Origin of the sequence: Prosthecobacter algae, assembly GCF_039542385.1 — a bacterium.
Classification (GTDB): domain Bacteria; phylum Verrucomicrobiota; class Verrucomicrobiia; order Verrucomicrobiales; family Verrucomicrobiaceae; genus Prosthecobacter; species Prosthecobacter algae.
The window spans coordinates 51,498-77,078 of record NZ_BAABIA010000007.1 but is presented as its reverse complement, the minus strand read 5'-3'; the positions used below and the strand labels follow the sequence as shown (position 1 = coordinate 77,078).

The window sequence follows — 25,581 nt, the reverse complement described above, 5'->3', positions numbered from 1 at the left end:
AGTAATAAATTATGAATCTGCATGCAAAGGCAGGGCGCAGGAGAATGCAAGGCTGATCAACTTGCGGGACGCTACCACCCCGGCGAACATGAAGGAATCATGAGAGTTTAGAAATTCTCACGCAGCTTTATAGAAATTATTGCTTAAATGATCATGAATGTTAAAATTTCCACAATGAACGGAACTTCCACAAAGAAACGCCTCCTTTTTGTCCTCGGCACCCGCCCGGAGATGATCAAGGTCGCTCCTTTGATTTTGGAGGCCCGCCGCCAGGGCGCAGAGGCCATTTTGGTCAACAGCGGCCAGCATGCGGATCTTTTGACCCCTCTCTTTGACCTTTTCGATGTCCATCCGGCTCATGATCTCGAGGCCATGGTGGCCGGGCAGCCTCTCAATCGCCTGCTTTCCCGGGTGATTGACCGTCTGGATCCGGTGCTGGAGCAGGTGCAGCCCGACTACGTTTTGGTGCAGGGAGATACCGCCACGGCCCTCGGTGGCGCGCAGGCGGCGTTTCACCGAAAGATCCCGGTGGGGCACATCGAGGCGGGCTTGCGTTCGGGCAATCCCCTGAGCCCCTTTCCCGAGGAGATGAACCGACGTCTGGTTTCCCAGATCGCCACCCTTCACTTTGCCGCCACCCAGCGGAACCGAGCCGCTCTGCTGGCCGAAGGAATCCCCGATTCCCAGATCATCGTCACCGGCAACACCGTGGTGGATGCCCTCCATCACACCCTGGCCAAAGCCAGTCCGGGAGCCGAAATCGCCGCCCTGCGGGAAAAAATCGACGGTCGCAAAGTCGTCCTGCTCACGACTCATCGCCGTGAGAACTTCGGCGATACCATGCGCACTCACCTTCGCCTGCTGCGCCGTTTTGCTGAGGCGCATCCGGAGCTTTGTGTGGTCTTTCCCGTGCACCCGAATCCGGCCGTAAAAGAAGCCGCTGCACAGGAGTTGGGCGGCTGCGATCAGATCATCATCACCACCCCCATGGGTTATGCCGACTTTGTCCATTTGCTGTCGGACGCCTGGCTGATTGTCAGTGACTCAGGCGGCATTCAGGAAGAGGCGGCCTCTCTGGGCAAGCCCATCCTGGTGCTGCGTGAAAACACCGAACGCCCGGAAGGCGTGGACGTGGGAGTGGCCCGTCTCGTGGGAGAGCAGGCTAGCGATCTGGAAAGCCTGCTCAGCGGCGCGGTGGCAGATGCAGCCTGGTTTGACCACGCCGCCAAGGCCGAAAAAGTTTTTGGGGATGGACGCGCCTCCGAACGAATCATCAGCCGCCTTCTGCAATCTTAACTTCTGTGCTTTTGAACCGTCTCCCCGCCAGCGTCTCTCTCGACCTCGATAACCAATGGGCTTATGTAAAGACCCAGGGGCTTGACGGTTGGCAGGACTTTCCCAGCTACCTGGACTTGGTCACGCCTCGCATTCTCGATACGATGAAGCGTGCCGGCCTGCGCATCACCGTGTTTGTGGTGGGCAAGGATGCCTCTTTGGAAAAGAACCACGCTGCCCTGCGCAGCCTAGCGGAAGCCGGGCACGAAATCGCCAATCACAGCCACATGCATGAGCCCTGGCTGCACCTATACAGCGATGAGGAATTGCAGGCAGATTTCGAGCAGGCTGAAGCGGCGATTCTGGAAGCCACAGGCCAGCGGCCCCAGGGCTTTCGCGGCCCAGGCTTCAGCACCTCACCGGCGGTGCGGGATCTCCTGATCCGGCGCGGTTATGTCTATGACGCCAGCCTTTTCCCAACGGTGATGGGCCCGGTGGCTAGGACCTACTTTTTCATGACGTCGAAGCTCTCGGACGAGGAAAAGGCGAAGCGGAAAGGACTCTACGGCAGCTTCTCCAGCGCCTTCTCACCCTTGGCTCCTTACCAGATCCAGCCGGGGCTGCTGGAAATGCCGGTGACGACGATGCCGCTGCTGCGCACGCCCATTCATCTCAGCTACCTGCTTTTCCTCGCGCAGTATTCCTTGCCACTCGCGAGGGCTTATTGGGACATGGCCATGATGGTTTGCCGCCTAACCAAAGTTGCTCCATCCCTGCTGCTTCATCCCACAGATTTTCTGGATGGCACCGATGTTCCCGCCATGAGCTTTTTCCCCGCCATGCGGGTGCCTGCGGAAAAGAAGATCGAACTCGTCCGGCACACGCTCAGCAGTCTTCGCAGCCATTGGGGCACGGCCACCATGGGGCAGATTGCGGGTGATTTGATAGCACCCGTAAAACCAGACCTGTCGAGGGCCGCGAAGCCCGCGCTGAATCCCGAATTAACAAGATCATGAAACGCATCGAATCCGTCGCCGTTGTCCTGCCGGCCTTCAATGAGGAGAAAGACCTACCTGCACTGCTGGCGAGGATTCAGGAAACACTCACGGCCCAGCCCTTCAGTTATCAGGTCATCGTCGTGGATGATGGGTCCAAAGATCGCACCGCCGAAATCGCCACGGAGGCCGCCAAGGTGATGCCGCTGACTCTGATCCAGCATGGCGTCAACAAAGGGCTTGGCATGGGCATTCAGACAGGTTTGTCCAGCGCCATGAAAGTGGCAGATGTGGTTGTCGTCATGGATTCCGACAACACCCATGACCCGATCTACGTGATGGACATGGTGAAGCGGCTGGAAGAGGACGATGTGCAGTTGGTCATCGCCTCCCGCTACCAGCCGGGCAGCGTCATTGTGGGGCTTTCCGCCTTCCGCAAGTTGCTGAGCCTCGGCTGCTTTTTGCTGATGAAAACCATCGTTCCTTTCCGGGGCGTGCGCGATTATTCCACCGGTTTCCGGGCCTATGACAGCAGTCTGCTCCAGCGCATGGCGCAGACCTACGGGGAGGACAAGCTGGTGGAAGAAAGCGGCTTTGTCTGCATGCTGGAGGTGCTGCTGAAGCTCCGCAGCATCGGCACCAAAGCTGCCGAGATTCCCTACACCCTGCGCTATGACCTGAAGGCTGGCGTCAGCAAGCTGCGCATCTGGAAAACGCTGAAGCGCTACCTAGCTGTGGTGAACCGCTACCGGTCCAAACGACCGGATGCTGCAGGTCTGGTTGCTCAGCAAGCCAAGGCGTAACTGAAGAGCCTGCCCTATGGATGCTGCCCAACCTGCCCCACGTTCCGTTCTCATTCTCGGGGGCGGCATCAGCGGCCTCGTCTGCGCCTTGAAACTCGCGGAGCAGGGGCGTGCGGTCACGCTCCTGGAAGGCTCGGATCAACTGGGAGGTCTCGGCACCTTCTTTGAGCATGATGGGCGCACCTTCGAAAAATTTTACCACTGCATGCTGCCCAGCGACGGTCCCCTCCTGGGGGTGCTGGAGCACCTGGGATTGACCCCTGAGATTTACTGGCGGCCCAGTTCCTTTGCGTATGCGAATGCCGGGCGCATCTACCCGCTGAACACACCGGTGGACCTGCTGCGCTTCTCCCCGCTGCCGTTTGCGGACCGGATCCGTGTCGGCATCACTGGGGCCTGGGGCCGCGTGTGCTCCGCCAAGGGGCTGGATGACATCACGACCTCGCAATGGCTGCAGGGGCTCTCTGGCAAACGTGCCTTTGCCACATTCTGGAAGCCCATGCTGGAGGCCAAGTTTGGCGACCGTTATCACGACGTTCCGGCCCTATGGTTCTGGACCCGGTTCAATCGCGAAAAGGGCGAGAGCAAAGGTGAGGTGAAGGGGTATATCCGGGGTGGTTACAAACGCATCACGGAGACCTTCGCGAGACGCCTGGGGGAACTGGGCGTCACCCTGCGGATGAATGAGAAGATCGAGTCCATTGATCTCGATGCCGACGGCCATCCCGTGGTGCAGACCGCTGCCGGAGAACTGCGCGCGGATGAATTGCTGATCACCTTGCCCTGGCCAACGCTGGCCAAAACCGCCACGGCGGCCTTCAAAAGCCGCGCAGCGGTGCCCTCCTGGGATATTGATTTTCAGGGCGTGATCAACCACGTGCTGTTCCTCAAGCGACCTCTGACGAAGCATTATTGGTTAGCCACACCGGAGCCCTGCCATCCCTTTGATGGCGTGGTGGAAACCTCTACCCTTACGGATGAGGCGGATCGCGGGCAGGGAAGGCATGTGGTTTACCTGACCAAGTACGTGCATCGCACCGATCCTCGCTTCACCCAGCCGGAGGATGAGATCAAACGCTCCTGGTTCAGCGCGCTGCAAAAACTTTTCCCCGACCTGAGAGATGAGGACCTAGAGGCTGACTACATCTTCCGTGCCCCCTTTGTAGAGCCCATTTACACCCGTGGCTTCGGCCGCAAGAGGCCGCCGGAAACCCTGATCCCAGGAAAAGTCTCCCTGGCCACCACCGCTCAGGTGTACCCCGTGGTCACCTCCTGGAATGGCAGTGTCATCCAGGCAGAAAAGACTGTTGGGCAAATGAGTTGATGCTGAGGGGGATAAAAAATGGAGAGGCTTGATTTGATTTTCTTATGACTCAGGGATTAAGTGAATGACGGGTGCCTCCCTGTGTCAGGGCCGTAACCGTCTTCTTCTTTTTTAACTATGAGAACCGCCCTTTCTTTTGCCTTTCTATGCCTGAATCTCTTGGTTTTGACAGGGCTATCCTTGGGGGAAGACTTGGTGACTTCGGATGGTCGCACTTTCAAGGGGGTTCGAGTACTCAAGGAAGAAGCTGACAAGATCAAAATCAGCCACTCGGATGGCATTTCGAGCATTCCGAAAAAAATGGTGCCGGCGGAGTTCTTCCAAGCTCATGAGCTTACGCCTCCGCCCGAGGATGCCACCATGGATGCGAAGGTGGAAATGCAGGCCAAAATGAGGCTTTTTGCAGATCAGTTTCCCACTTTCACCACCAAAGATGGGCGCGAGTTTAAGACGTCGGAGATCACAGCCATTGAACCGAATGGGTTGAAACTGATGGCGGCCTCCGGCATCATTCGAATCCGGTTTCTCGATCTCCCTGAAAAGTACAAAACTGCTCTGGGTTATGATCCTATGGCGGCTGCCGAATACGAACGTGCTCAGGAAGCGGCCCAGGCCGAATCGCAGGAGATGCGGCAAAAAATGAGCAATGCGGCAAGCATCGTGGATGCTATCTCTTCGCGCGTACGGTTGGTGTTGATTCAGAACGTGGGCAAAGGCTGGATGTGTTCTGGATCCCTGTTGCGCACAGTGGAGGAAGAGCAGATCACTTCGCGTCCAGGCTCTCCGCTTTCGGGACCCGCCGTGATCTATGAAAAGCGCAATGTCAGCAAAACAGTGATCGTGGGGGAGCTTGATCAGTTGATGGTTTTTGGCCTGCCCATTTATGGAACTTCGACAGTGAATGACAGCAAGCGGGTGTGGGAAGGAACCATCTACAACATGGGGAAGTATGAATTCAACACCACCGATGGAGACCGCTTGACCGTTGAAGCCTTCCATACGGACCGCAATACGAGTCTGAATTTTGTAGCGAAGCACGGCGTGGGACAACTGGTTTCATCGCAAGGGGAGCAAGTCGTGGCCTCAGGCACCGGCGGAGTGCTTGTCGGCAACGGCACTGGTTTTGCCATCTCCGAGGACGGCTACATTGCCACAGCCTACCATGTGGTGGACGACGCGACGGACATTCAAGTTTATGTCGGCAAAAAGCCGATCTCAGCCAAAGTGGTAGCCAGGGATCGGCGCAACGATCTGGCGATTCTGAAGGTTGATGCCGAGACCCAGCCTCTGCCAGTATCTGATAAGGAGCCGGAATCGCTGGGACAGCAGCTCTTTACGATCGGGTTTCCGTTGTTAGACCAGTTGGGGGCAAAGCCGAAGTACACCCAAGGAAGCGTCTCCGGATTGGACGGGGGCATCTACAATGAAAAGGGGGCCTTTCAGTTCAGCATCCCCATTCAGCCAGGAAACTCTGGTGGACCCGTCTGTGCGGAAGATGGAACGGTCCTCGGCGTGGTGGCGAGCACCATTTCGACTCTCGCCAGCGGTGTGCAAAACAATGCGGTGCCCCAAAATGTGAACTTTGCGACGAAGAGCTCAATGCTGAGGAAGCTGATCAAGACACGGCCCGAGATCAAAACGGTGGAGAGCTTGGAATCCAGTGATGCCCAGGCTGCCGTGGTGAAAGCCACGTATCTGATCATGGTTTCCTCCAAGAAAGGCTAAGTCTGTCTTGGAGGTGCTTTGTCTCCCTGCGAGAGGGATCAAAGCGAGACGCCGCGCTTCCAGGGGAGGAAGTCGTCCTGGCCGAGGGCGACGGCCTTGGGGGTGTAGTCACCGCTGGCGGTGGCGATGCAGAGTTCCAGGAGGCTTTCGCCCATCTCTTCCACACTCTTGCCCCCATCAATGATGGGGCCGGTATCGAAGTCCAGGATGTCGCCCATGCGTGCCATGAGGGTGCTGTTGGTGGCGACTTTGAGGGTGGGGCAGACGGGGTTGCCTGTGGGGGTGCCGAGTCCGGTGGAAAAAAGCATGAGCGTGCATCCGGCTCCGGCGAGGGCGGTGGTGGACTCGACATCATTGCCGGGTGTGCAATACAAAGTTAGGCCGCCGTGTCTGCGAATGGGCTCGCCATAGTCCAGCACATCCACGACTGGGGAGGTGCCGCCCTTCTTGGCTGCTCCGGCAGACTTGATAGCATCGGTGATGAGTCCATCGCGGATGTTGCCGGGGGAGGGATTGGCATCAAAGCCGGAGCCACAAGCCTGCGCGGCACCTTCATAGGTGCGCATGAGGTGGACAAAACGGTCGGCCAGTTCGGGCGTGACACAGCGGTCGCAGAGGCTTTGCTCCACGCCGCAGAGTTCCGGGAACTCGGAGAGCACCGGGGCACCGCCGAGGGCAGCGAGGAGGTCTGCCGTGTGGCCGATGGCAGGGTTGGCTGAGATGCCGGAAAAGCCGTCGGAGCCGCCGCACTCGACGCCGATAATGAGATCGGACAGCGGGGAGGGGACGCGGGTCTGCTCATTGGCGCGGGCGACAGCCTCGAAGGTGGTGCGGATGGCCTGGGCCATCATGTCCTGCTCAGAGGCGCATTTTTGCTGTTCAAAGATGTGCAGTGGTTTGTCGAACTGCGGATAGAGCGTGGCCAGGGAATCCTGCAGAAGACTGACCTGGGCATGCTGGCAGCCAAGACTGAGGATGGTGGCCCCGGCGACATTGGGGTGGGCGATGTATCCGGCGAGGAGGTGGCAAAGGGCGATGGCATCCTGGCGGGTGCCACCACAGCCGAGGCCGTGCTCCAGGAACTTGATGCCACTGACATTGGGGAAGAGCGGTGAGGGCGCGGCGAGGGTTTCGAGGCTGAGGGAATCCAGGCTGGGCATGCCCAGGCCCTGACGATGGCTGTCGGCCAGTTGCTGGGCGTAACGTTCGTAGGGAGAACTGCGGGCATAACCGAGCGCTCGGGTGAGGGCCTCGCGCATGAAGGCGAGGTTGCGGTTCTCACAGAAGACCAGCGGAATCACAAGCCAATGGTTGGCCGTTCCAGCGGGACCGTGGCTGCGTTTATACCCCTGAAAGGTGCGGCCATGCCAGCGGGTGACGTCCGGTGGCGTCCAGGTTACGTTTTGCTTTTTGCCGGAAAAGGCGGCGGCTTCGTGCTTGAGGTTGTGGGTGTGGACGAGGGATCCAGCGGGGATGGGCTGGGTGGCGCGGCCCACGATGACGCCGTACATGGTGGCGAGATCTCCCGTGGCAAAGTCGCGGGCGGCGAACTTGTGCTTGGCATGGACAGGCTCGCGCAGGATCCATTGCTGGCTGTCCAGGGAGAGGGGCTTCCCGGCCGGAAGATCCTGGAGGGCAACGATGAGATCATCAGCGGGATGGACGCGGAGCAGCATGTGAGGTAAAATGGATGGTTGTCAGTTTTAAGTTTGAATCACGTATCTCAAGTGATCCAGGCAATTACTGAAAACCTGCCTTTCTTCTTCCGTCCATGTCACTTGATGATCGCGATTACATGCGCACGCGGCCGCCGCCGTTGGGCGAGTGGCTGCGAAGGTGGACGGCTTTTCATGTGGTGTTTGCCCTGAATGTGGCGGTGTTTTTTGTGCAGTGGGGGCTGCAGGAAGCTTGGCTGCGTGATGCGCTGACCGGGGAGCCGATCCGGCCTCTGGGCGGGCTAAGTCTGGATGAACTGACGTCCGGGCATTTTTGGACGCCGTTCAGTTTTATGTTTGTACACAGCGGCTGGGGGGCTTTTTTGAGCAGCCTGCTGTTGCTGTGGATGGCGGGGCAGAGGGTTCAGGCACTGTATGGGGGGCGGAATCTGGTTTTGATTCACGCTCTGGCGGGTTTGTTTGGGGCGGCGGTGTCGTTGGCGGTTTCTGCTTATGCTTTGAAGTCCACTTCCCTGGTGCTGATGGGGGCTTCGGTACCTGCGATGGGGCTTTTGCTGGCCTATGCGGTGGCGATGCCCGAAGAAGAGGTACCGCTGCTGAGGCTGAGCCTCTGGCGCTTTGCGCGGCTGCTGCTGGCGGGGAGCACCTTGCTGGGGCTGCTGAGCTGGATGGGGGCCTTTCCTGAATGGATGCCGAATGGCGCAGCCGTTTGTTTTGCCCATGTGGGGGCGGGGCTGGCGGGCTGGTACTTTGCCCGTTCCCTGGGTTATGGCGGTGTGCCTGCCCATCTGCTGAATCCGCCTGTGTCTGCGGGTTCGGTTCTGCGCCGGAGACCGGAGATGGCCCGTGCCCAGCGCCCCCGGCGGCCCGTGGTGGAGGTGGACATGGAGGCCGTGCGGCGGGAGAATCCACGCAATGATCCGCTGGTGGATCTGATGAAGGACGAGATCGATCCCATCCTGGACAAGATCAACGACCACGGCATGGGAAGCCTGACCGATGATGAACGCCGCGCCCTGGAACGTGCCAGTCGGCGTTTTTTAAAGTAGGTTAGGCGGGGCGGGAGTGCGCGTCTAACAATAAGTGTTGTTTTTTAGCATGCTTCTGCCAAGGCGTCTTTTTGCCGTCCTCATGGTTTCATGGGCGGACGTGAGCTCAAAGAAACGGGGCTTGGCAAGCCCCGCTCCTTGGGGTGGCTGAGGAAGCTCGAAAGCGCCAGAGGACTGGCGCAGTCCAGGGCGCTTAGCGGGAAGGGGAATTGACTGGGGCCGTGGGCGCCTCAGGGGAGGCGGGGGAACTTGTCGAAGTCGGGTTTGCGTTTTTCGACGAAGGCGTTTTTGCCTTCCTTGGCCTCTTCGCTCATGTAGTAGAGAAGGGTAGCATTGCCAGCTAGGTCGAGCAGGCCCATCTGGCCGTCGCAGTCGGCATTGAGGGAGGCTTTGAGGCAACGAAGTGCGAGAGGGCTGTGGCCGAGCATTTCACGGCACCATTTGACGGTCTCCTCTTCAAGCTGGGCGAGGGGGACGACGGTGTTGACGAGACCCATTTCGAGAGCCTGCTGGGCATCGTATTGGCGGCAGAGGTACCAGATTTCACGGGCCTTTTTCTGACCGACGATGCGGGCGAGGTAGCTGGAGCCGAGGCCGCCGTCGAAGGAGCCGACTTTGGGGCCGGTCTGGCCAAAACGGGCGTTGTCGGCGGCGATGGTGAGATCACAGACGACGTGCAGGACGTGGCCCCCGCCGATGGCGTAACCGGCCACCATGGCGACGACGGGTTTGGGTAGGGTGCGGATCTTGCGTTGAACGTCGAGGATGTTCAGGCGAGGCACGCCATCGTCACCGATGTAGCCAGCATCGCCCCGCACCTTTTGGTCACCGCCGGAGCAGAAGGCCAGCGGCCCTTCGCCGCAGAGGATGATCACCCCGACCTCCCGGTCCTCATGCAGGATGTCCAGCGCGACGAGCATCTCCTTCACCGTCTGGGGGCGGAAGGCATTGCGCACTTCGGGCCGGTTGATGGTGAGCTTGCCGATGCCGTCGGCGGTTTTCTCAAGCTTGATGTCCTGGAAGGTCTGGATGGTGGTCCACATAGTGAGTGTATGATGTGCGAGGTACGGCAACTGCTCTACTCACCTCTCCTCACTTGCGCAAGTCCGGCGGGCTTCATTTTCCAGGGCAGGCGGTAGGGACGGACTTCTGGAATCAGCTTTCTTTGAAGCCGACCAGATGCTTCAAGCGCCGGGGCAACTTCATGGAATTGTGATCAAGCCAGGCGGCTCCTTGGGGCAGCGGCTTGTTTTCAGGCAGGCCAATCGTCCCGTCTGGGTGGAGGACATAGCCGCCGGGTTCCGAAGTTTGAAAAAACCAATATTGCACGGAAGGCTCGCCAGGAACGCGGGTTCCCTGCAGTTTCACAAAGAGGACACCCGAATCCTGAGGATGGCTGAGAAACTGTCCCTGAATATTTTGCACCCTGGCAATAAAGTAAGACTGGAGGCCGGGGGCGAGCTTTGACAGTTCGTTTTCGGCGAGACTCCAGAATGCTTCGACATCGGCATTGCGAAATGGGGGCACCTCAATGCGCACGATGGAGTCTCCATCGGGTCCACCCACTTGCTGTGAGCGGGCGGCTTTCAGCTCACACTCCTGGAGATGTTTCTCAAGCCTGCCAATCGGTTTTCTGAGCTGGTTTTCGACATGGAGAGCCTGAAACAACAAGTCATCGGCGGCCTTCACCGGCAACGTTTTGGAGAATGAGGTGTCTGCGCCTCCATTTTTGCTGCCTGCCTGGGGCAGGCTGGAGACGGGCGGGACGGCAGGGGGATGAGGAGGGAGTTCTATCGGCCCGGTGTGCCCGCTGCCCAACTGCCAGCCATAGACAAGAAGGAAACCCGCCAGAAATCCTGCGGGCAGAGGAAGCCAGGAAAGCCTGGGCCTGTCAGAGGTGGCGACGGCGGTCTGCATCATCTGTTGCTGGCTAAATGATAATACCGGAAGGCTGGAGGGACCGGGTTGGCCAAAACTCCGCCCTCGAGGTTGGACTCGCCAGGGGGGACGCCAATCTGTTCCCCATTGTGATGATGCCGATACAGGTCGGGCTTGCTGGTGAGATGGCTGTGGAAATTGCCCCTTTTGGAAGGTGAGCGGGCAAAGTGTTCAGTGATGAAAACGACGAGCACTTTGTCCTGGGCAAAGACAAACTGGCGAAAGAGCAGCAAGCTTTCGTTTTGAAACTGGATCAGCTGCCCAGGGGAGAGGTCCGCTTGCATCTCGGCCAGCATTTGTTTCAGCGTATGGATTTCAGAGGGCGTCGGAGGGGTGATTTTCACAAAGGTGGAGATGTAGCCCTCGGTGTCCCGCCGGGAGATCTTGGACCGTGCCAGCTCAGATTGTCTGAGGTGTTTCAGGAGCTTTTCCAACGCCGTTTTCAGGCTGAGCCGGGAGGGGTCTTCCTGAGGAGAAACTGGCTCGGAGGATGTCCTTAACGAGCGAAGAAGTCCCAGCATCATTTGGTCATGCTCCTGCCCGGCTGGGGTGGCGATGGAGCTGGGCTCAGGAGTAGAAACGGGGCTGGTAGCTTTTGACTGCGTTTTAATCCATGGCGCAGCCAGTTGCGGCGACGGGGAAGCGGGGGATTCGGCTCTGAAGTTTGGATCTTCCTTCCGAAGACCGGGTGTCGCCTTACCTCCCGCAGTGCGAGAATGAGGGGAATGAACTTCAGGGCCGACAACCCAGGCCACTCCAGCCCCACCCAGGGCAGCTATCAGAAACAATAGGCAATGTTTGCGAAAATGGCTCATTGCAGAGGAGTCAACTTGAGAGCTCATTTAAGAGCCATGGCTCTGAGCTTCTTAAATGTCAGAAGCAAAGGCAAGGAAATTGAGCACCTGCGAAGCCGCCTCTTCTACGGTGTATCCGATTGGGAAAGGCGAAAAAAAACGGCCATTGATGGCGCGGGAAACGCCGTCAATGACCGAAAGTATTGCGAAAGCTGACCGGCTTCCAATTAGAAGCTGGTGTATCCCTTGAGCTGGGCCAGACGGCTGGCGACATCGGCTTTGGTCACGGTCTGCAGCTTGTGAGTGCTGAAGGCTTCGCAGGTGTAGCTGGCGGTGACGCTGCCGTGAACGACGGCGGTCTTGAGATCGTCGAAGGTGGGCTTGGTCTTGCCGTTGGCGGAGAGCCAGCCTGCGAGGCCGCCGAGGAAGGAATCGCCTGCGCCAGTGGGGTCGAAAACGGAGTCGAGGGGGTAGGCGGAGCAGGCGAAGAAGTCGGCGCTGTTTTCGCCGAACAGGAAGCTGCCATGTTCGCCACGCTTGACGATGACAAAGCGTGGGCCTTTGGCCTGAAGGCGGCGGCCGGCTTCGACGAGGTTGGTGGTGCCGGCGAACTCTTTGGCTTCGCCGTCATTGATGACGAGGAGGTCGATCTTTTTCAGCACGTCATGGAGACGGTCATTGGCGATGCTGATCCAGAGATCCATGGTGTCAGCAGTGATGAAATCGGCCCCGGTGCACTGCTCGAGGGTCTGCATCTGGTTGTCCGGGCTCATGTTGGCCAGTACGGCGATCTTGGCGGCGGCACCGGCGGTGGAGAGCTTGGGCGTCCAATGTTCCAGGACGTTGATGGCCACATTGTGGGTGGTGCGGCTGTTCATGTCGTCATGGTATTCGCCGCTCCAGGTGAAGGAGGCACCGGTGCTACGCTCGAGACCGTCGAGGGTGATGCCTTTGCTGCTGAGGAGGTCCAGGTGGGCCTGAGGGAAGTCGTGGCCGATGATGCCGACGAGGTGGACTTCAGGGGTGAAGATGCTGGCCGCCAAGGCTGCGTAGGAGGCAGAGCCGCCGAGCAGGTTCTCCTGGGCATCTTGAGGGGTCTTGACATTGTCCAGGGCGACGGTTCCGGCGATGATGACTGACATGGGATAGTGGGGCGTGTGGGAATAGTTCTTGCAGCGCTGCATCGGACCTCCGTAGGTTGTCCGGTGCAGAAGGCGGCGGAGTATCCGTTGGCCCTCCCCTGTGTCAATATCGTTCATCCTTGGCCTGCCTGACTCCATGCGTTTCTCCCTGCTGCTCATCACTCTGGCGCTGCTGCCGCTGGCGATGATCCTGCATGGGTGGATATTCACGGAGCATCAGCTCCCGGGCCTGCGTGCCAAGGCCCTGGCGGCCTTGCGCGAGAATGGCATCCGTGCGGCGGTGGTGGATCTGCGTTACCTGGACCTGCGGGTGGCGGGCAATGCACCGGACCTGGACTCGCTGGAAAAGGCGCGGGCGACGGTGGTGCAGACGGGCCCCGTGCGCCTGGTGGCCGATGATTTGTGCATCCCCGCAAGCCTGAATGCCCGGCTTGATGGGGCAAAGCTAAGCCTAGAGGGCTGGCTGCCGGGGGAGGTCCACATCCGTGAGGTCTCGCAACTGCTGGGCAAGCTGCGACCGGATCTGACCCTGGACACGAGCAAACTCCGCCCGGCGGTGCAAGTGCGGTGGCCGGAGGGTGAGAAGGGACCTTTGAGCGCGGAAAGCTCCCTGATGGAGCCCCTCCTGGAAAAGCTGCGCGTGGCCTGCTGGATCGATCTGGTGCAGGATGAAAAGGGGCTGCTGATGAAGGGCATGCTCCCTGCCAATGGGTTGAAAGCGGCGCTGACGGCTGAGTTTGAAAAGGCGGGCCGGGAGGAGCTGCTGGAGAGCACGCACACACTGCCGGCTGAGTTTGCCGATGCCGGGACGCTGCTGCCGCTGGTGAAGCGTTTTTTTGCCACGGCAACTCCGCGTCGTTTTTGGATCAATGACCAGGGGGAGCCGCTGCTGGAAGCGCCTGCGACACGAACGCTGGAAAGCGAGTGGCTGGCCCTACTGCGACCCGTGACCGGAGGCAAAAGGGTGACTTTAAAGCTGACGCACTATCCCTCAACGTTTCATTTTCCTGGCTATGAATCGGAAAGTCCGCTGCCGAAGGCGCAGGGGGAATCTCTAAAGCAGGCCCTTTCTGCCCAGCCTATGGGATTTGCCCCCGGCAGTGCCATGCTGACTGCGGAGCAGCAGGCCCGGCTGGCGGCGCTGACTCCGCTGCTGCTGACGGCAGGCCCGGCGGCGCGGCTGATCATCGGCGGGCATCCTGACCCGGAAGCGAATGTAGTGGAGGGCAAAAGACTGGCGCTGGCACGTGCGGATCAGGTGCATTCATTTCTAGTGGAGCAGGGGCTGCCTGCGAGCGATGTGAAAACGATGGCCTTTGATGCAGTCCCTGCTGGCACGGCAGGCGCTCCTGCGCAGATTGACAGCGTGGAGATCCTGTTGCGCTGAAGCCCTGAAATGAAGTACGATTTTACATCCCTGGAGTCCGGACCGCTGCTGTATTTTTTGCTGCACAGCGGGGTCTTTGTGGCTGGGCTGGGGCTGGTTTTTTTCCTGCTGGGGCTGTGGTTTGGGGCTCTGATCTGGGGGCGTTTTCGTCGGCAAAATCAGCGCCTGATCGAGGAAGGTAATGTACTGCGGGAGGAAATGGCCGGGCTGAAGCGGAAGCTGGCCGAGCAGGCGGTGCGCCCTGCGACCGGGGCACTGCCTGCGGCGGCACCGGCGGCCCTGCTGACGGAGGTGCTACCGAGTGTCAGTGAGGTGTTTCCAGAACGGGCTGCTGCAAAGCCTGCCCCGGTGGAAACCCATTTGACGATTCCTTCCATTCCAGACATACCGGAGTCGCTGCTGCCTGAGGAAGGTTTTTTGAAGGATGCGCCGATTCTGCGTTCACGCCTGCGTTTGCGTGCGCTTCAAAAGCAGGCGGTCGTCGCACCTGAAGTGACCGAGGAGGCCGTGGAGCCGTTTTCATTTCTGCTGGATGAGGAGCCTGTAGAGACTGAGGATGAAACCTCTGCCCAAGAAGCTGATGAGCCGCCGTTTTCACCCCTGAGCTTCATCCTGGATGAGGAGTCTTCCGCCGTGACGGACCCTGCTTCGCTGCCTTCGGTGATTCCTGAACAAGATCCCGTTTTGGGGTTGATCTTCAAAGAGCCACCTGAGGATGTGGACGATTTAACCCGGATCCAAGGCATCTCACCCGGGCTTCAACATCGGCTGCAGGAGCTGGGCATCTATAAGTTTCAGCAGATCGCTGCCTGGAACACTCCGCAAGTGCGGGAGTTTTCGCGTCGGCTGGCCTTCAAGGACCGCATTGATCGCGAGCAATGGACGTTGCAGGCCCAACGCCTGATGTCGGGAGATTTGGTTTGAGGCCCTAAACCCACGCTGCCATACAGCGTGAGTTCCGGGGGGACGGATCCTGTCCTACCTTTCCTTGGAGGAAGGGGCGTTCAGGAACTTGCGGACTTCGTTGAAGAAGCCGTCGGGGGACACCTGCTGGGCATGGTCGCGCACGCCTTCAAACCAGCTCTGGGTGCTGGGGGTGTGGCTGTTCGCCACCTTGAGCAGCAGCTCCATGGTGATGGGCACCGGCTGGCCGGTATGAATGGCAGCGGAGAGGGCCAGTTCAGCAGCGCGGTCAAAGACCCAGCCGAGGTCGGCACCGGAGAAGCCGGCGGTGGCTTCCACCAGGGCTTCGACGTTTAGATTGGAGATCGGTTTATCCTTGGCCAGCAGAGTGATGATCTGGGCACGGGCACCGGCATCTGGCGGCTGGACGAAGATGGCCTGATCAAAACGACCTGGACGGCGGAAGGCGGGATCGAGCGACCACGGCTGGTTGGTCGCGCCGATGACGAGCACGCGCTGGTTTTCGCGAAGGCCGTCGAGCTCATGCAGAAACTGGTTCACCAGATTGCGGAGCTGGCTTTCGCGGACGTTGCGGCGGTCCTGCGCCAGGGAGTCGAGGTCGTCGAAAACGAGCACGCAAGGGGCATTGGCGCGGGCGGTTTCGAAGATCTGGTGCAGGTTCCGTTCGGTGCTGCCGAAGTAGGGGTCAAAGATCTCGTGCAGGCCCACGGAGAGGTAGTTGCAGGGGACTTCGCCTGCGACAGCGCGCAGAACCATCGTCTTGCCACAGCCTGGAGGGCCATAAATGAGGATGCCACCGCCCGTGCGCCGCCCATAGGCCTTGTAGAGGTCCGGGTATTGCAGGGGGTAGATGATCTTCAGCCGGATCTCTTCCTTCAGCTCTTCCATCCCGCCGACGTCGGCAAAGGTGGTTTCGAAGCGGTTCGGATCGCCTGGGGTAAAGAAGGTTTCGGGCCGCCAGTCATAGGGCGGCTCATCGAAGGGATCGTCGTAGAATTCCTGGGAGGATTCGCCGTCTTCCAGGGTGTCGCTGCTGGCCGGAGGCTCGGGCGTGGCCGGGGCAGGGGAGGTGCGGCGGGCATCGCGGGCGGTGCGGCCGAGCTCACGCTCCAGGGCGGGATCGCTCATGGTACCGTCAATCTGGGCGGCGCGGTCGAAATGCTCGATGGCCTTGGCGCGGTCGTTTTCACTGAGGTGCACACGGCTGAGCAGCAGATGGGCGGAAGCGTTGTCGGGCTCCTGGAGCAGGACGCGCTCGGCCCGCACGGCGGCACCAGAGGCATCGCCTTCCATGAAAAGCACACGGGCCACGCCGAGCTGGGCGTCGGTGTGGTCGGGGTCAATGGCAAGCACCCGCTCAAAAGCCTCGCGGGCGTCTTCCAATTGCAAGAGCTCCATGCTGGCACGGCCAAAGAGCAGAAGGAGGGACACGTTGTCGGGCGACTGCTCAAGAGCGTCGCGGATGGCCTGGAGAGAAGACATAGCCTTTAGATCAGGGGGGTGATGGCACAGGGGTGCCTGTCACAGAGGCAGTTAAAAGCAGGTGGCGGAGGATGCGAGAGATTTCTTTCGCGTTTCATAGGGTTCTACGTTCGGGGTTGAAATGCGGCTGACCCTGTCTCTTGATGGCCGGACGCCCCTGAACCCCTAGACTGCCCCCCACATGCTTTTTGACTGGATTGCCGCCGCCCGCCCGAAGACTCTTGGGGCTGCGATCGCGCCCGTGGTGGTGGGCTCCGTGCTGGGGTGGAAAATCAGCGGGCACTGGAGCACGTGGCTGCTTTTGTGCACCCTGGGCAGCACCATCGCCCTGCAGGTGGCGACGAACTGGTTCAACGACGCGCTGGATTTCATGAAGGGCGCAGATACCCAGGCCAGGGTGGGGCCGCGGCGCATCACGGCGGCCGGGGTCATGTCCCCCAAGGCGGTGATGACGGCGGCCTGGCTGATGCTGGGCGTGGCCGCGCTGCTGTCTCTGCCGCTGATCCAGGCGCGTGGCTGGGCCATCGTGGCCATCGGCATTCCTTCGCTGTATTTCTGCTATGGCTACACGGGTGGGCCCATGCCGCTGGCTTACCGGGGACTGGGGGAACTGTTTGTGATCCTGTTTTTTGGGTTTGTGGCGGTGCTGGGCTCCGCCTTTGTGCAGTCGGGGGAGTGGCTGGTGGCGGGCCTCGTGGCCGGGTTCCAGATCGGCTGCCTCTCCACGGTTCTCATCGCCATCAACAACCTGCGGGATCAGGCGGAGGACCGCACCACGGGCAAGCGGACCCTGGCCGTGCGCTTTGGCATCACTTTTGGCCGGTTAGAGATCACCGCACTCATTTTGCTGGCGCATCTGGCCGGGCTGTATTGGTGGGAAAATGATTTTCCACGGGCCCTCACGGTGCCTCTGGCCGTGGCCCCGGTGGGCTTATTTTTGATCCTGCGCATCTGGACTCAGCCTCCGGGTCCCGGTTACAACCGACTGCTGGCGCTCAGCGGCATGCAGTTGCTTCTCTTCGCCGGATTGTTCTGCTGGGGCGTATCCAGATCACCCATCAGTCCCCTGTGATCTCTCCATCGCCGATCTATGTTTATGAATACCTGCTGCGCAGTGGCGTGGCGCTGAATTCCGCCTCGCACCGCCGGATTTTCCCCGGCGCGCTGCTGCGGGTCGGCTCGGGGTTTGGCTGCGTGCATCCCTGGCCGGAATTCGGCGATGCCCCGGTGGAGGAGCAACTGCGCCTGCTGGCCCAGGGGGTGACCACGCCCGTCACAGAGATGGCCCTGCGCTGTGCGGCGGTGGATGGCGCGGCCCGGGAGGCCGGGGTGAGCCTCTTCGACGGACTGGAAATTCCGCGCAGCCACTACTCCTGGAGCTTTGCCCAGGAGACGGTGCCGCAGTATGAGCGCGTGCTGAACGAGGGCTGGCTGGCCATCAAGGCCAAAGGCTATGCGAGCTATGGCGAAACGACCCGGTTTCTGGAAAACTGCGCCCGCTTGTCCGATGGGCGGGACCTCCGATTCCGGGTGGATTTTAATGGCTGCCTCCGGGCGGAGGACTTCCACAAGTTTGTCGAGTTCATGCCGCTGCGAGTTTACCGGCAGCTCGACTTTGTGGAAGATCCCTTCCCGTATGATGCGGCGCAGTGGGCGGCCTGCCAGGCCAAGTGGGGGGTCAAGCTGGCCCTGGACAAGGGCTGGCGCGATGGCACCGAGGGCTACGAGGCCGTGGTGGTGAAGCCGGCGCGGCGAGACTGGCGCACCGTGGCGGAAAGGCACCCGGACAAGCCGCTGGTACTCACTTCAGCCATGGATCACGGCCTGGGCCAGATGTTCGCCGCGTATGAGGCGGCCGTGGCGAGGCAGGAACTGGGTGGGCTGGTGGGCCTCTGCGGCCTCAGCACCCAGCACCTGTTTGAGCCCGACGGCTTTTTTGAGCGCATCCAGGTGACCGGCGGCTGGATGACGCCCGACCTCAGCGGTGGCGGGCTGGGTTTTGGCGATGTGCTGGAGCGTCTGCCCTGGCGCGTCTTGAACTAATCTTGGTTAGGCGCTCAATTACTCCCGATGACCCCAGACTGGAACAGCACGGCCAACCACATCGCGGTGAATCCGGCCCAGCCCGAGGCTGCGTCAGGTCTGGATGCCTTCCTATCGGAGCAAGGATGGCAGGGCCTCTGCCTCTTCCAGACTTCCGGCAGCGAGGGCACGCCCAAGTGGGTGGGCCTAACCAAAAAGGCGGTCATGATTTCGGCGGCGGCGGTGAATGCCCATTTTGAAATCACAGCGGCGGACCACTGGCTCATCGCCTTGCCCCTCCACCACGTCGGCGGTTTCTCCATCCTCGCCCGCGCCCACCTCAGCGGCAGCCGCGTCACCCACACCGACGCGAAATGGAACCCGCGCGAGTTTGCCGCCCTGTGCCAAAAGGAAGCCATCACCCTCGTCTCCCTCGTCCCCACTCAGGTGCATGATCTGGTGCAGGCCCGCATCCCCTGTCCAGACACCCTTCGTGCCGCCATCATCGGCGGCGGTGGTATGTCCCAGTCCCTCGCCGATGCCGCCATGGAGCTCGGCTGGCGCGTCTTCCAAAGCTACGGCATGACGGAGGCCGCTTCCCAGATCGCCACCCAGCCCTACAACACCTTCGGCGCCGTGTTTGATGTGAAGTCGCTGGAGGTGCTGCCGCACTGGCAGGTGGCGACGGATGCGGAGGAGCGCCTGATCCTGAGCGGCCCTGCACTGGCGGCGGGTTACGCCCGGCAGACGGCAGCGGGATGGGCCTGGGAAGCGATCCCGCCGGAGGGACTGCGCACCCGGGACCGCGTGCGGCTATGGCAGCATGGCACCCGCCAGTTTCTCCAGTTCACCGGACGGGAATCCGGCTATGTGAAGATTTTGGGCGAGCTGGTACATCTCGCCCCCCTGCAGGAGCAGATCGAGACACTCGCCCGCCAACACGGCTGGCCCGCCCCCCCGGTCCTCCTCCCTCTCCCAGACCCCCGTGCCGAAACCCAACTCATCCTCGTGACCGAGTCCGGCCAACCCGACCCCGCCCCCCTCATCGCCGCCTTCCACACCGCCTCCCCTCCCTGGCTACGCATCAGCCGCACTCATCAAGTGGACGCCATTCCGCGAAGTGACCTGGGGAAGATGCGAATGGATGAACTCCGCCATCTTGTCGAAGCCTCTCCCAGCAAGTGAAGCGGGCACTCCTGCCTGCTCTGGGTTCCAAACAAGGCCGCATAGCGAAGCCCCCACGTGCGGTAGCTGCCCGCGCCAGCGGGTGGCCTGGGTCCCGAAGCCGCAGAGCGGCGACCGTCTATTAGACCGGCCTTTCAAGGCCAGTAACCGCGTCCCACCCCAAACACCCCTCGGTCAGTCGCAGAGCGACGACCGAACCCTCCTTGCCCCGACTCTTCTCGACCCTCTAAGTCCAAGCGTACCGAGAGGAGCGTGGGCATTCGCTTCGCGGCTTCGCAACTGCCCACATCCATTCTATGCGACGGAGCCGCCTAGATATCCCTTCAATGACCAAGACAGAGAACATCACATCCCCGCTCTTCTGCGTCCTTGTTCAGGCCCCTCCTCTCCAGCCTCCTAGATGAAGCCCAAAGGGCTTGCGTCATTGAGCCCAGGGTTCGCAGAACCCTGGGGGGGCATCGTCACGCCTCAACACCACATCACGATCAACCCTAACGGGGTTGTGTCTTCCGTCGAAGATTCCTCACGCCCCTATCCTGGACGGAACCTCGTTGAGGTTCACCCTTCATCATTTTGCATCGTCCGCCTATCCCAGGGTTGTTCCAACCCTGGGCTGAGATCCCCAAGCCCCTTGGGCTTGATGAACACGGCGGCCCAAAAACCTCCGCCATCACCCACGTCTCGTCTCTTCCCCCAAAGCCCAAAGGGCTTACGTCATTGAGCCCAGGGTTCGCAGAACCCTGGGGCAAACCACACGAGATCACCATCACACGATCAACCCCAACGGGGGTGCGTCCACAGTCGAAGGCCCCACAGGGCTCATTCAATCCCACACATACCGTTCATCCCACGCCTGCCCGTGCGCCGACAAAATGCGACGCAACTCTTCCTGGAAGGTGTGCTGTCGATGATGTTCTTCCTGCCCTTCGATGTACTGGATCACTGCAGGCACCTTGGATTCGGACACAGAAAAACATCCGTAACCTGCTTGCCAATGAAACTGTCGAAACAAACCGCCTCGAGTTTGAATCCAGGCCGTTGAAACCCGTTTCACCTCTTTGACAAAATCAGCGATGGTGATCGTCCGCGACAACGTCGTCAGCAGATGCACATGATCTTCCACCCCACCTATTTGGAGAGGCAGACAGTCGAGTGTTTTGGCACACCCTCCCAGATACGCATGCAGCTCACCTCGAAATGCCGCGTTCTGAAAAACAGGCTCACGACCCTGCGTCGAAAAAACAGTGTGAATCACAACTCGGGCTAACGATTGAGGCATAACCAAAAGATTGAAGTGGCTGTCAAAGCTCTCAAGTCCAACTTTCACGATCTCCCGCCTCCCTCAAAGCCCAAAGGGCTTGCGTCATTGAGCCCAGGGCCCAGGGTTCGCAGAACCCTGGGGGCATCGTCACGCCCCAACACCACATCACGATCAACCTCAACGAGGTTGTGTCCTACGTCGAATGGCCCCGTCGGCCCAACCCTGGACGGAACCTCGTTGAGGTTCACCCTTCATCATTTTGCATCGTCCGCCTAACCCAGGGTTGTTCCAACCCTGGGCTGAGATTCCCAAGCCCTTTGGGCTTGATGAACACGGCGGCCCAAAAAACCTCCGCCATCACCCACGTCTCGTCTCTTCCCCCAAAGCCCAAAGGGCTTGCGTCATTGAGCCCAGGGTTCGCAGAATCCTGGGGGCTCCGCCATCACCCACGTCTCGTCTCCTCACCTAAAGCCCAAAGGGCTTATGTCATTGAGCCCAGGGTTCGCAGAACCCTGGGTAGACCGACCTCCTCGCCAGCCCTTTTCCCGGCCAACCTCAACGAGGTTGCGTCCAATCCCCGAGAGCTCCACCAGTCTCCCAAGTAATGTTGCCATCATGAAAGGGCGATGGATGCCAGCCCCTGGCCTTGATCCTGACACCGGAAACTCTGGCCAATGTCGTGCATGCGCCTGCCATGATTGAAACGGTGGAGGCTAGTCATATGCTCATGGACAAAGCTTACGGCAGCGATGCGTTGCGCGATCCTCTTCAAAGCAAAGGCATGAAAGCCCGCATCCCGCTGCGCAGCAACTGGGTGACCCCGGCGGCTTACGACAAGGAGCTTTACAAGAAAAGGCACCGGGTGGAGAACTTCTTTGAGACGATTAAAAGGATACAGCATAACACCACGCGCTACGACAAAACAGATGTCTCCTTCAGGGCTTTGTCCTGCTCGGCATCTGCACTTTATCCCTCATAAACCAATTTTAAAACACGCCCTAGGCAACTTTCACATTCTATGCTTCAAACGCCTTTATATGGTGACGAGCGTCATCTAGCGTTTTGCGCGTTCTGCGGCGGTGGCACCGGTACACGTGACCACTGCCCATCCCGTGTTCTCCTTGATGAGCCATACCCTGACAACTTGCCGGTCGTTCCCGCCTGCCCCAATTGCAACGAACGATTTTCACCTGATGAACAGTATCTAGCTTGCTTGCTCTCGTGCGTCATTGCAGGCTCTACCGACCCCGCCAAAATTTCTCGCCCGAAGATTAAGAGGATATTGTCCGACACACCAGCTCTTCGCGCCCGAATTGAGCAGAGTCGGACACAGTCCGCCGAAGGGATTATCTTCAGTCCAGAGCATCATCGCGTCTACTCTGTCATAAAGAAGTTGGCGCAAGGACATGCACTCTACGAGTTGCACGAGCCTCATCCAGAGGAACCCGACGTAATTCAGATTACTCCGCTGGGCTTAATGTCCGACTCAGACCGAGACGCATTTGAGTCGCCGCACACTGAGGGTATTACAGTCTGGCCGGAGGTTGGTAGCCGCGCCATGCAGCACATGGTCGGTATAGACACTCCACCCGAGTATCCTTGGATAGTAGTCCAGCTCGGTATGTATCGTTATCACGCATCGGTGGAATCCGGCATTTCCATTCGCATCGTCATCAATGAATATCTTGCTTGCCATGCACTATGGAAATGAACGAACGCGGCTTAACTAGGGAATGGAGTCAGCCAGCAAATCTTGACCAAACATCCTGAAAACCAGGATCCCAGGACGCAGCCCTGATCAATCACCTCGCTCACGTGCAATCCCAATCTTGGTTCCTTTGTTCCAGCTATTCTTAAGGTCCTTTTATAAGCTGCCAGGCAACTTGTGACTCGTGAAGAATCTGGTGCGATGCGGCGTGCTGGTGCCGGTCAATCTGAGGTAGCATTGGGGGAACCAGTATCCGGTGGAGATGGTGCTGGAGTTGTGGGATAGGTGATGGCTTCCAGTTCCAGATTCAAGCGGTCTATTTCTTTGATAATCCCAGCCACTCTCTCATCATAAACTTTGGCTTCGCTCTCAGCTCGGAGCATTGATGGTTCTAACCTGCTCTTTTGATTGCCCACGTGGGTAAGGTAAAGCCCCGTGTAATTCGCTGCTGCCTGCTGTTTGGCTGCAAGGACAGTGGCAAAAGCAGCTAGCTGCGCTGATAATTTATTGAGTTCAAACTGAAGGCTCAGAGCTTTTGCTGAAATTGTTTGTGCATTGGATGATTTTTCCATTTCGCGCCTGGTGAGCCGAAGTTCTCGGCGTTGAAGCTGCAGTTCCTTGCGCTGGAGCAAGATGGCACAGATAACGCCACCGAAAGCAAGACCGCTGAACAGGCTGTTTACGGCACCGAACATGTCGCCAAAGGTTCCACGTCCATCATTAGTATCATAGAACAAATAAGGAGCCAACCCGAACACAATCCACATTCCCGGAATGGCCAGCAGCGGCCCTTTAAATTTGATAACTTCCTCCTTTATGGTGAGGTCTTTTTCGTCTTCCGGGACATCTTGGTTTTCGGGAGTGGTGGGCATGGTGGTGCGGGTGGGACTGATCTTGTATTTGGTTGGACGTGACTGCAATGCGGGGAAAACGGGTCAAATACGGAAAATGGGGGCAGACAGCGAATCTTAACATAAGATTCTGAAACGAAGATCTCAGACCTCAGCACTGATCAATCTCCTCGCCCAAGTCCAATCTTGGTTCCTCCATTCCAGCCGTGGAAGCCAGCCCTCTCTCACTAACCCCCACCTACCCGATTCGCCTCATCTACAAGTATCCATAAATATTGCTTACCAGTATTTACATCACCAGTACCAACTCTGAAACCGGAACAGCGGCAACTGAAAACAGACAACCCCCGCAATGCTCACCTTCCCCGACCCCAGACACGAAGCCTTCGCCTCTCCCTGTGCTTCAGGCCAGACTGCTCGTAATTTTTCATTCAGGATTTGGTCGCCTCACAGCGAATCCATTGCAAATCCCCCATTTTATAATATCATTAGATAATATCAAACATAGTGTTGCACTCCGATGCCTGCCGTCCAAAAACACCCCTTCAGAAGCCCCTTGCATCCCTTATGGTTTCTATGACTCAATCCTCCCCACAAATCCCCAAACTTCCCCAGATGGGGAAATGCATCCCCAAGAAATCCCCATCACAAAACGCTGAAAATCAACGGATAAGGCCTTGGAATCCCCAAATGGGGAGAAAATGATATTCATCCCCATCCGGTCACTGAGCTTCCGTTGTTAGAGTCTCTCGCATCGCCATAAAAACCATGGTTCGGTTTTCGGCAGCCCCGCCTCCTGGAGCGCAGACACCAGTCCCGCGACGGCGGAGATCTCGCGGTCTGACCATCCCGTGTGCTGGACACGCGATGAGCGACAGGCTGTGGCAACGCCCGCCTGGGCGTGGGCGGACACGGGGGCGCGGATCAGGCCTGGGCTTTTTCGAGGGCGGCGAGTTTCTTTTCGAGCTCGCGGATGCGCTCCATCATCTCGGGGATTTTGGCAGGTGCGGAGAGCATGCGGCGGCCTTCCATGAGGGGCTTGGCGGGGAAGCCAGTGTAGGCGCCGGGTTCAGTGATGTTTTTGGTGACGCCGGCTTTGGCGAGCAAGGTGACCTGATCACTGATCTCGAGATGGCCGGCGATGCCGACCTGACCGGCGATGGTGACGTGGCTGCCGATGTGGGTGCTGCCGGAGATGCCGACCTGGGAGACGACGATGCTGTGCTGGCCGATGACGACGTTGTGGGCGATCTGGACGAGGTTGTCGATCTTGGTGCCTTCGCCGATCCAGGTGCGGCCAAAGCGGGCGCGGTCAATGGTGGTGCAGGAGCCGATTTCGACGTCGTTATCAATCTGAACAATGCCGACCTGCTCGATCTTCTGATGGCGGCCCTGGCTGAACTGGTAGCCGAAGCCATCGGTGCCGATGGCGGTGCCGCTGTGGATGATGACGCGGTCGCCAAGGAGGGTCATTTCCCGGAGCGTGCAGTTCGGGTGCAGCACGCAGTCCATGCCGATGCGGGCCCCGTGGCCGATGAAGACGCCGGCGTGGACGATGGTGCCGTCGCCAATGACGACGTTTTCCTCAATGACGGCGCAGGGGCCGATGGAGACGCGTTCCGGGTTGAACTGGGCGGACTGGGCGACAACGGCGGAGGGATGAACGCCAGGGTGAAACTCCCGGGAGGGCGGCCCGAAGAAGCGGATGACGCTGGAGAAAGCGAGCGTGGGGTTTTCCACCCGAATGAGGGCGAGGCCGGGGAGGGGTTCGGCAAAGTCGAGACCGACGAGCGCGGCGGTAGCACGGGTGTGCCGGAGGGCGGAGAGGTAACGCTCGTTGCCGAGGAAGGTGACATCGCCGGGCTCAGCCTCGGAGATGGAATTCAATCCGGTGATGAGGCCCTCGGGCTCTCCCTGGAAGAGTTCACCACCGACCAGTTCAGCCAGGCGATGATGCGTGATGGAAGTGCTCATGCGGCGCGAGACAGAAAAAAGGGCACGCCGGAAATCGCTTCGGCGTGCCCTGAATTAAACGGACTT

The 25,581-nt window shown here is 59.5% G+C and carries 21 protein-coding genes; 12 read left to right on the top strand and 9 right to left on the bottom strand.

The features are described from left to right. Window positions 1-174 precede the first annotated feature (174 nt). From wecB to ABEB25_RS16760, 5 genes are all read left to right on the top strand, one after another. Window positions 175-1,296 (top strand): non-hydrolyzing UDP-N-acetylglucosamine 2-epimerase, encoded by a 1,122-nt coding sequence (wecB, locus tag ABEB25_RS16780; RefSeq protein WP_345737583.1) that lies wholly within the window; start codon window positions 175-177, stop codon window positions 1,294-1,296. A gap of 11 nt (window positions 1,297-1,307) precedes the next feature. Continuing rightward, the gene (locus ABEB25_RS16775) at window positions 1,308-2,291 is read left to right on the top strand and encodes a polysaccharide deacetylase family protein (RefSeq protein WP_345737582.1); all 984 of its coding nucleotides are present in this window, start codon (window positions 1,308-1,310) and stop codon (window positions 2,289-2,291) included. Next, complete coding sequence (locus tag ABEB25_RS16770) at window positions 2,288-3,073, top strand: glycosyltransferase family 2 protein (RefSeq protein WP_345737581.1); 786 nt, start codon at window positions 2,288-2,290, stop codon at window positions 3,071-3,073. Before ABEB25_RS16775 ends, ABEB25_RS16770 begins: the two co-directional genes overlap by 4 nt. A 16-nt stretch (window positions 3,074-3,089) precedes the next feature. Beyond that, window positions 3,090-4,397: an FAD-dependent oxidoreductase gene (locus tag ABEB25_RS16765; protein ID WP_345737580.1), complete on the top strand. Its 1,308-nt coding sequence runs from the start codon at window positions 3,090-3,092 to the stop codon at window positions 4,395-4,397. Window positions 4,398-4,514: 117 nt separating this feature from the next. After that, window positions 4,515-6,122, top strand: a complete 1,608-nt coding sequence (locus ABEB25_RS16760; RefSeq protein ID WP_345737579.1) for a S1 family peptidase — start codon at window positions 4,515-4,517, stop codon at window positions 6,120-6,122. A 38-nt stretch (window positions 6,123-6,160) separates the two neighbouring features. Here ABEB25_RS16760 and ABEB25_RS16755 read toward each other — a convergent pair whose 3' ends face one another. Beyond that, window positions 6,161-7,798: a UxaA family hydrolase gene (locus ABEB25_RS16755; protein WP_345737578.1), complete on the bottom strand. Its 1,638-nt coding sequence runs from the start codon at window positions 7,796-7,798 to the stop codon at window positions 6,161-6,163. Between the two features lie 95 nt (window positions 7,799-7,893). Between ABEB25_RS16755 and ABEB25_RS16750 the strand changes: the two genes are divergently transcribed. Then, entirely contained in the window at window positions 7,894-8,847 is a 954-nt protein-coding gene (locus ABEB25_RS16750) for a rhomboid family intramembrane serine protease (RefSeq protein ID WP_345737577.1), read from the top strand. Window positions 8,848-9,077: 230 nt separating this feature from the next. Here ABEB25_RS16750 and menB read toward each other — a convergent pair whose 3' ends face one another. The 4 genes from menB to ABEB25_RS16730 form a co-directional block, all read right to left on the bottom strand. Next, on the bottom strand, window positions 9,078-9,890 hold the full coding sequence (menB, locus tag ABEB25_RS16745) for a 1,4-dihydroxy-2-naphthoyl-CoA synthase (protein WP_345737576.1): 813 nt from the start codon (window positions 9,888-9,890) through the stop codon (window positions 9,078-9,080). A 112-nt stretch (window positions 9,891-10,002) separates the two neighbouring features. Continuing rightward, window positions 10,003-10,767, bottom strand: coding sequence for a hypothetical protein (locus ABEB25_RS16740; protein ID WP_345737575.1), 765 nt, complete (start codon window positions 10,765-10,767; stop codon window positions 10,003-10,005). After that, window positions 10,764-11,309 carry a hypothetical protein gene (locus ABEB25_RS16735; protein WP_345737574.1) on the bottom strand — a complete coding sequence of 182 codons (546 nt, stop codon included), beginning with the start codon at window positions 11,307-11,309 and terminating at the stop codon, window positions 10,764-10,766. The genes ABEB25_RS16740 and ABEB25_RS16735 overlap by 4 nt, the downstream gene beginning before the upstream one ends. Before the next feature lie 497 nt (window positions 11,310-11,806). Beyond that, window positions 11,807-12,721: a PfkB family carbohydrate kinase gene (locus tag ABEB25_RS16730; protein ID WP_345737573.1), complete on the bottom strand. Its 915-nt coding sequence runs from the start codon at window positions 12,719-12,721 to the stop codon at window positions 11,807-11,809. Window positions 12,722-12,857: 136 nt separating this feature from the next. On the opposite strand from ABEB25_RS16730, the gene ABEB25_RS16725 reads away from it, so the two are divergent. Further along, window positions 12,858-14,108 (top strand): OmpA family protein, encoded by a 1,251-nt coding sequence (locus tag ABEB25_RS16725; protein WP_345737572.1) that lies wholly within the window; start codon window positions 12,858-12,860, stop codon window positions 14,106-14,108. A 9-nt stretch (window positions 14,109-14,117) separates the two neighbouring features. Beyond that, entirely contained in the window at window positions 14,118-15,032 is a 915-nt protein-coding gene (locus ABEB25_RS16720; protein WP_345737571.1) for a hypothetical protein, read from the top strand. Window positions 15,033-15,086: 54 nt separating this feature from the next. On the opposite strand, the gene ABEB25_RS16715 is transcribed toward ABEB25_RS16720, so the two are convergent. Beyond that, complete coding sequence (locus ABEB25_RS16715) at window positions 15,087-16,514, bottom strand: AAA family ATPase (RefSeq protein ID WP_345737570.1); 1,428 nt, start codon at window positions 16,512-16,514, stop codon at window positions 15,087-15,089. Between the two features lie 181 nt (window positions 16,515-16,695). On the opposite strand from ABEB25_RS16715, the gene menA reads away from it, so the two are divergent. The 3 genes from menA to ABEB25_RS16700 are packed head-to-tail and all read left to right on the top strand — an operon-like array spanning window position 16,696 to window position 19,721. Further along, window positions 16,696-17,586, top strand: a complete 891-nt coding sequence (gene menA / locus ABEB25_RS16710; protein ID WP_345737569.1) for a 1,4-dihydroxy-2-naphthoate octaprenyltransferase — start codon at window positions 16,696-16,698, stop codon at window positions 17,584-17,586. Then, window positions 17,583-18,557: a hypothetical protein gene (locus ABEB25_RS16705; protein ID WP_345737568.1), complete on the top strand. Its 975-nt coding sequence runs from the start codon at window positions 17,583-17,585 to the stop codon at window positions 18,555-18,557. The genes menA and ABEB25_RS16705 overlap by 4 nt, the downstream gene beginning before the upstream one ends. A gap of 27 nt (window positions 18,558-18,584) precedes the next feature. Further along, window positions 18,585-19,721, top strand: coding sequence for an AMP-binding protein (locus ABEB25_RS16700; RefSeq protein ID WP_345737567.1), 1,137 nt, complete (start codon window positions 18,585-18,587; stop codon window positions 19,719-19,721). A gap of 823 nt (window positions 19,722-20,544) precedes the next feature. On the opposite strand, the gene ABEB25_RS16695 is transcribed toward ABEB25_RS16700, so the two are convergent. Next, window positions 20,545-21,048 carry a transposase gene (locus tag ABEB25_RS16695; protein WP_345737566.1) on the bottom strand — a complete coding sequence of 168 codons (504 nt, stop codon included), beginning with the start codon at window positions 21,046-21,048 and terminating at the stop codon, window positions 20,545-20,547. A 574-nt stretch (window positions 21,049-21,622) separates the two neighbouring features. On the opposite strand from ABEB25_RS16695, the gene ABEB25_RS16690 reads away from it, so the two are divergent. Continuing rightward, window positions 21,623-21,961 (top strand): transposase, encoded by a 339-nt coding sequence (locus tag ABEB25_RS16690; protein WP_345737805.1) that lies wholly within the window; start codon window positions 21,623-21,625, stop codon window positions 21,959-21,961. Between the two features lie 950 nt (window positions 21,962-22,911). On the opposite strand, the gene ABEB25_RS16685 is transcribed toward ABEB25_RS16690, so the two are convergent. Beyond that, the gene (locus ABEB25_RS16685) at window positions 22,912-23,562 is read right to left on the bottom strand and encodes a hypothetical protein (RefSeq protein ID WP_345737565.1); all 651 of its coding nucleotides are present in this window, start codon (window positions 23,560-23,562) and stop codon (window positions 22,912-22,914) included. Window positions 23,563-24,465: 903 nt separating this feature from the next. Next, window positions 24,466-25,515: a UDP-3-O-(3-hydroxymyristoyl)glucosamine N-acyltransferase gene (gene lpxD / locus ABEB25_RS16680; protein ID WP_345737564.1), complete on the bottom strand. Its 1,050-nt coding sequence runs from the start codon at window positions 25,513-25,515 to the stop codon at window positions 24,466-24,468. Window positions 25,516-25,581 lie beyond the last annotated feature (66 nt).

Bases quoted from the DNA above. Each gene is read 5' to 3' on its own strand.
- wecB (WP_345737583.1), top strand. From the start codon at position 175: ATGAACGGAACTTCCACAAAGAAACGCCTCCTTTTTGTCCTCGGCACC.
- ABEB25_RS16770 (WP_345737581.1), top strand. From the start codon at position 2,288: ATGAAACGCATCGAATCCGTCGCCGTTGTCCTGCCGGCCTTCAATGAG.
- ABEB25_RS16765 (WP_345737580.1), top strand. From the start codon at position 3,090: ATGGATGCTGCCCAACCTGCCCCACGTTCCGTTCTCATTCTCGGGGGC.
- ABEB25_RS16760 (WP_345737579.1), top strand. From the start codon at position 4,515: ATGAGAACCGCCCTTTCTTTTGCCTTTCTATGCCTGAATCTCTTGGTT.
- ABEB25_RS16755 (WP_345737578.1), bottom strand. From the start codon at position 7,798: ATGCTGCTCCGCGTCCATCCCGCTGATGATCTCATCGTTGCCCTCCAG.
- ABEB25_RS16750 (WP_345737577.1), top strand. From the start codon at position 7,894: ATGTCACTTGATGATCGCGATTACATGCGCACGCGGCCGCCGCCGTTG.
- menB (WP_345737576.1), bottom strand. From the start codon at position 9,890: ATGTGGACCACCATCCAGACCTTCCAGGACATCAAGCTTGAGAAAACC.
- ABEB25_RS16740 (WP_345737575.1), bottom strand. From the start codon at position 10,767: ATGATGCAGACCGCCGTCGCCACCTCTGACAGGCCCAGGCTTTCCTGG.
- ABEB25_RS16735 (WP_345737574.1), bottom strand. From the start codon at position 11,309: ATGATGCTGGGACTTCTTCGCTCGTTAAGGACATCCTCCGAGCCAGTT.
- ABEB25_RS16730 (WP_345737573.1), bottom strand. From the start codon at position 12,721: ATGTCAGTCATCATCGCCGGAACCGTCGCCCTGGACAATGTCAAGACC.
- ABEB25_RS16725 (WP_345737572.1), top strand. From the start codon at position 12,858: ATGCGTTTCTCCCTGCTGCTCATCACTCTGGCGCTGCTGCCGCTGGCG.
- ABEB25_RS16720 (WP_345737571.1), top strand. From the start codon at position 14,118: ATGAAGTACGATTTTACATCCCTGGAGTCCGGACCGCTGCTGTATTTT.
- ABEB25_RS16715 (WP_345737570.1), bottom strand. From the start codon at position 16,514: ATGTCTTCTCTCCAGGCCATCCGCGACGCTCTTGAGCAGTCGCCCGAC.
- menA (WP_345737569.1), top strand. From the start codon at position 16,696: ATGCTTTTTGACTGGATTGCCGCCGCCCGCCCGAAGACTCTTGGGGCT.
- ABEB25_RS16700 (WP_345737567.1), top strand. From the start codon at position 18,585: ATGACCCCAGACTGGAACAGCACGGCCAACCACATCGCGGTGAATCCG.
- ABEB25_RS16685 (WP_345737565.1), bottom strand. From the start codon at position 23,562: ATGCCCACCACTCCCGAAAACCAAGATGTCCCGGAAGACGAAAAAGAC.
- lpxD (WP_345737564.1), bottom strand. From the start codon at position 25,515: ATGAGCACTTCCATCACGCATCATCGCCTGGCTGAACTGGTCGGTGGT.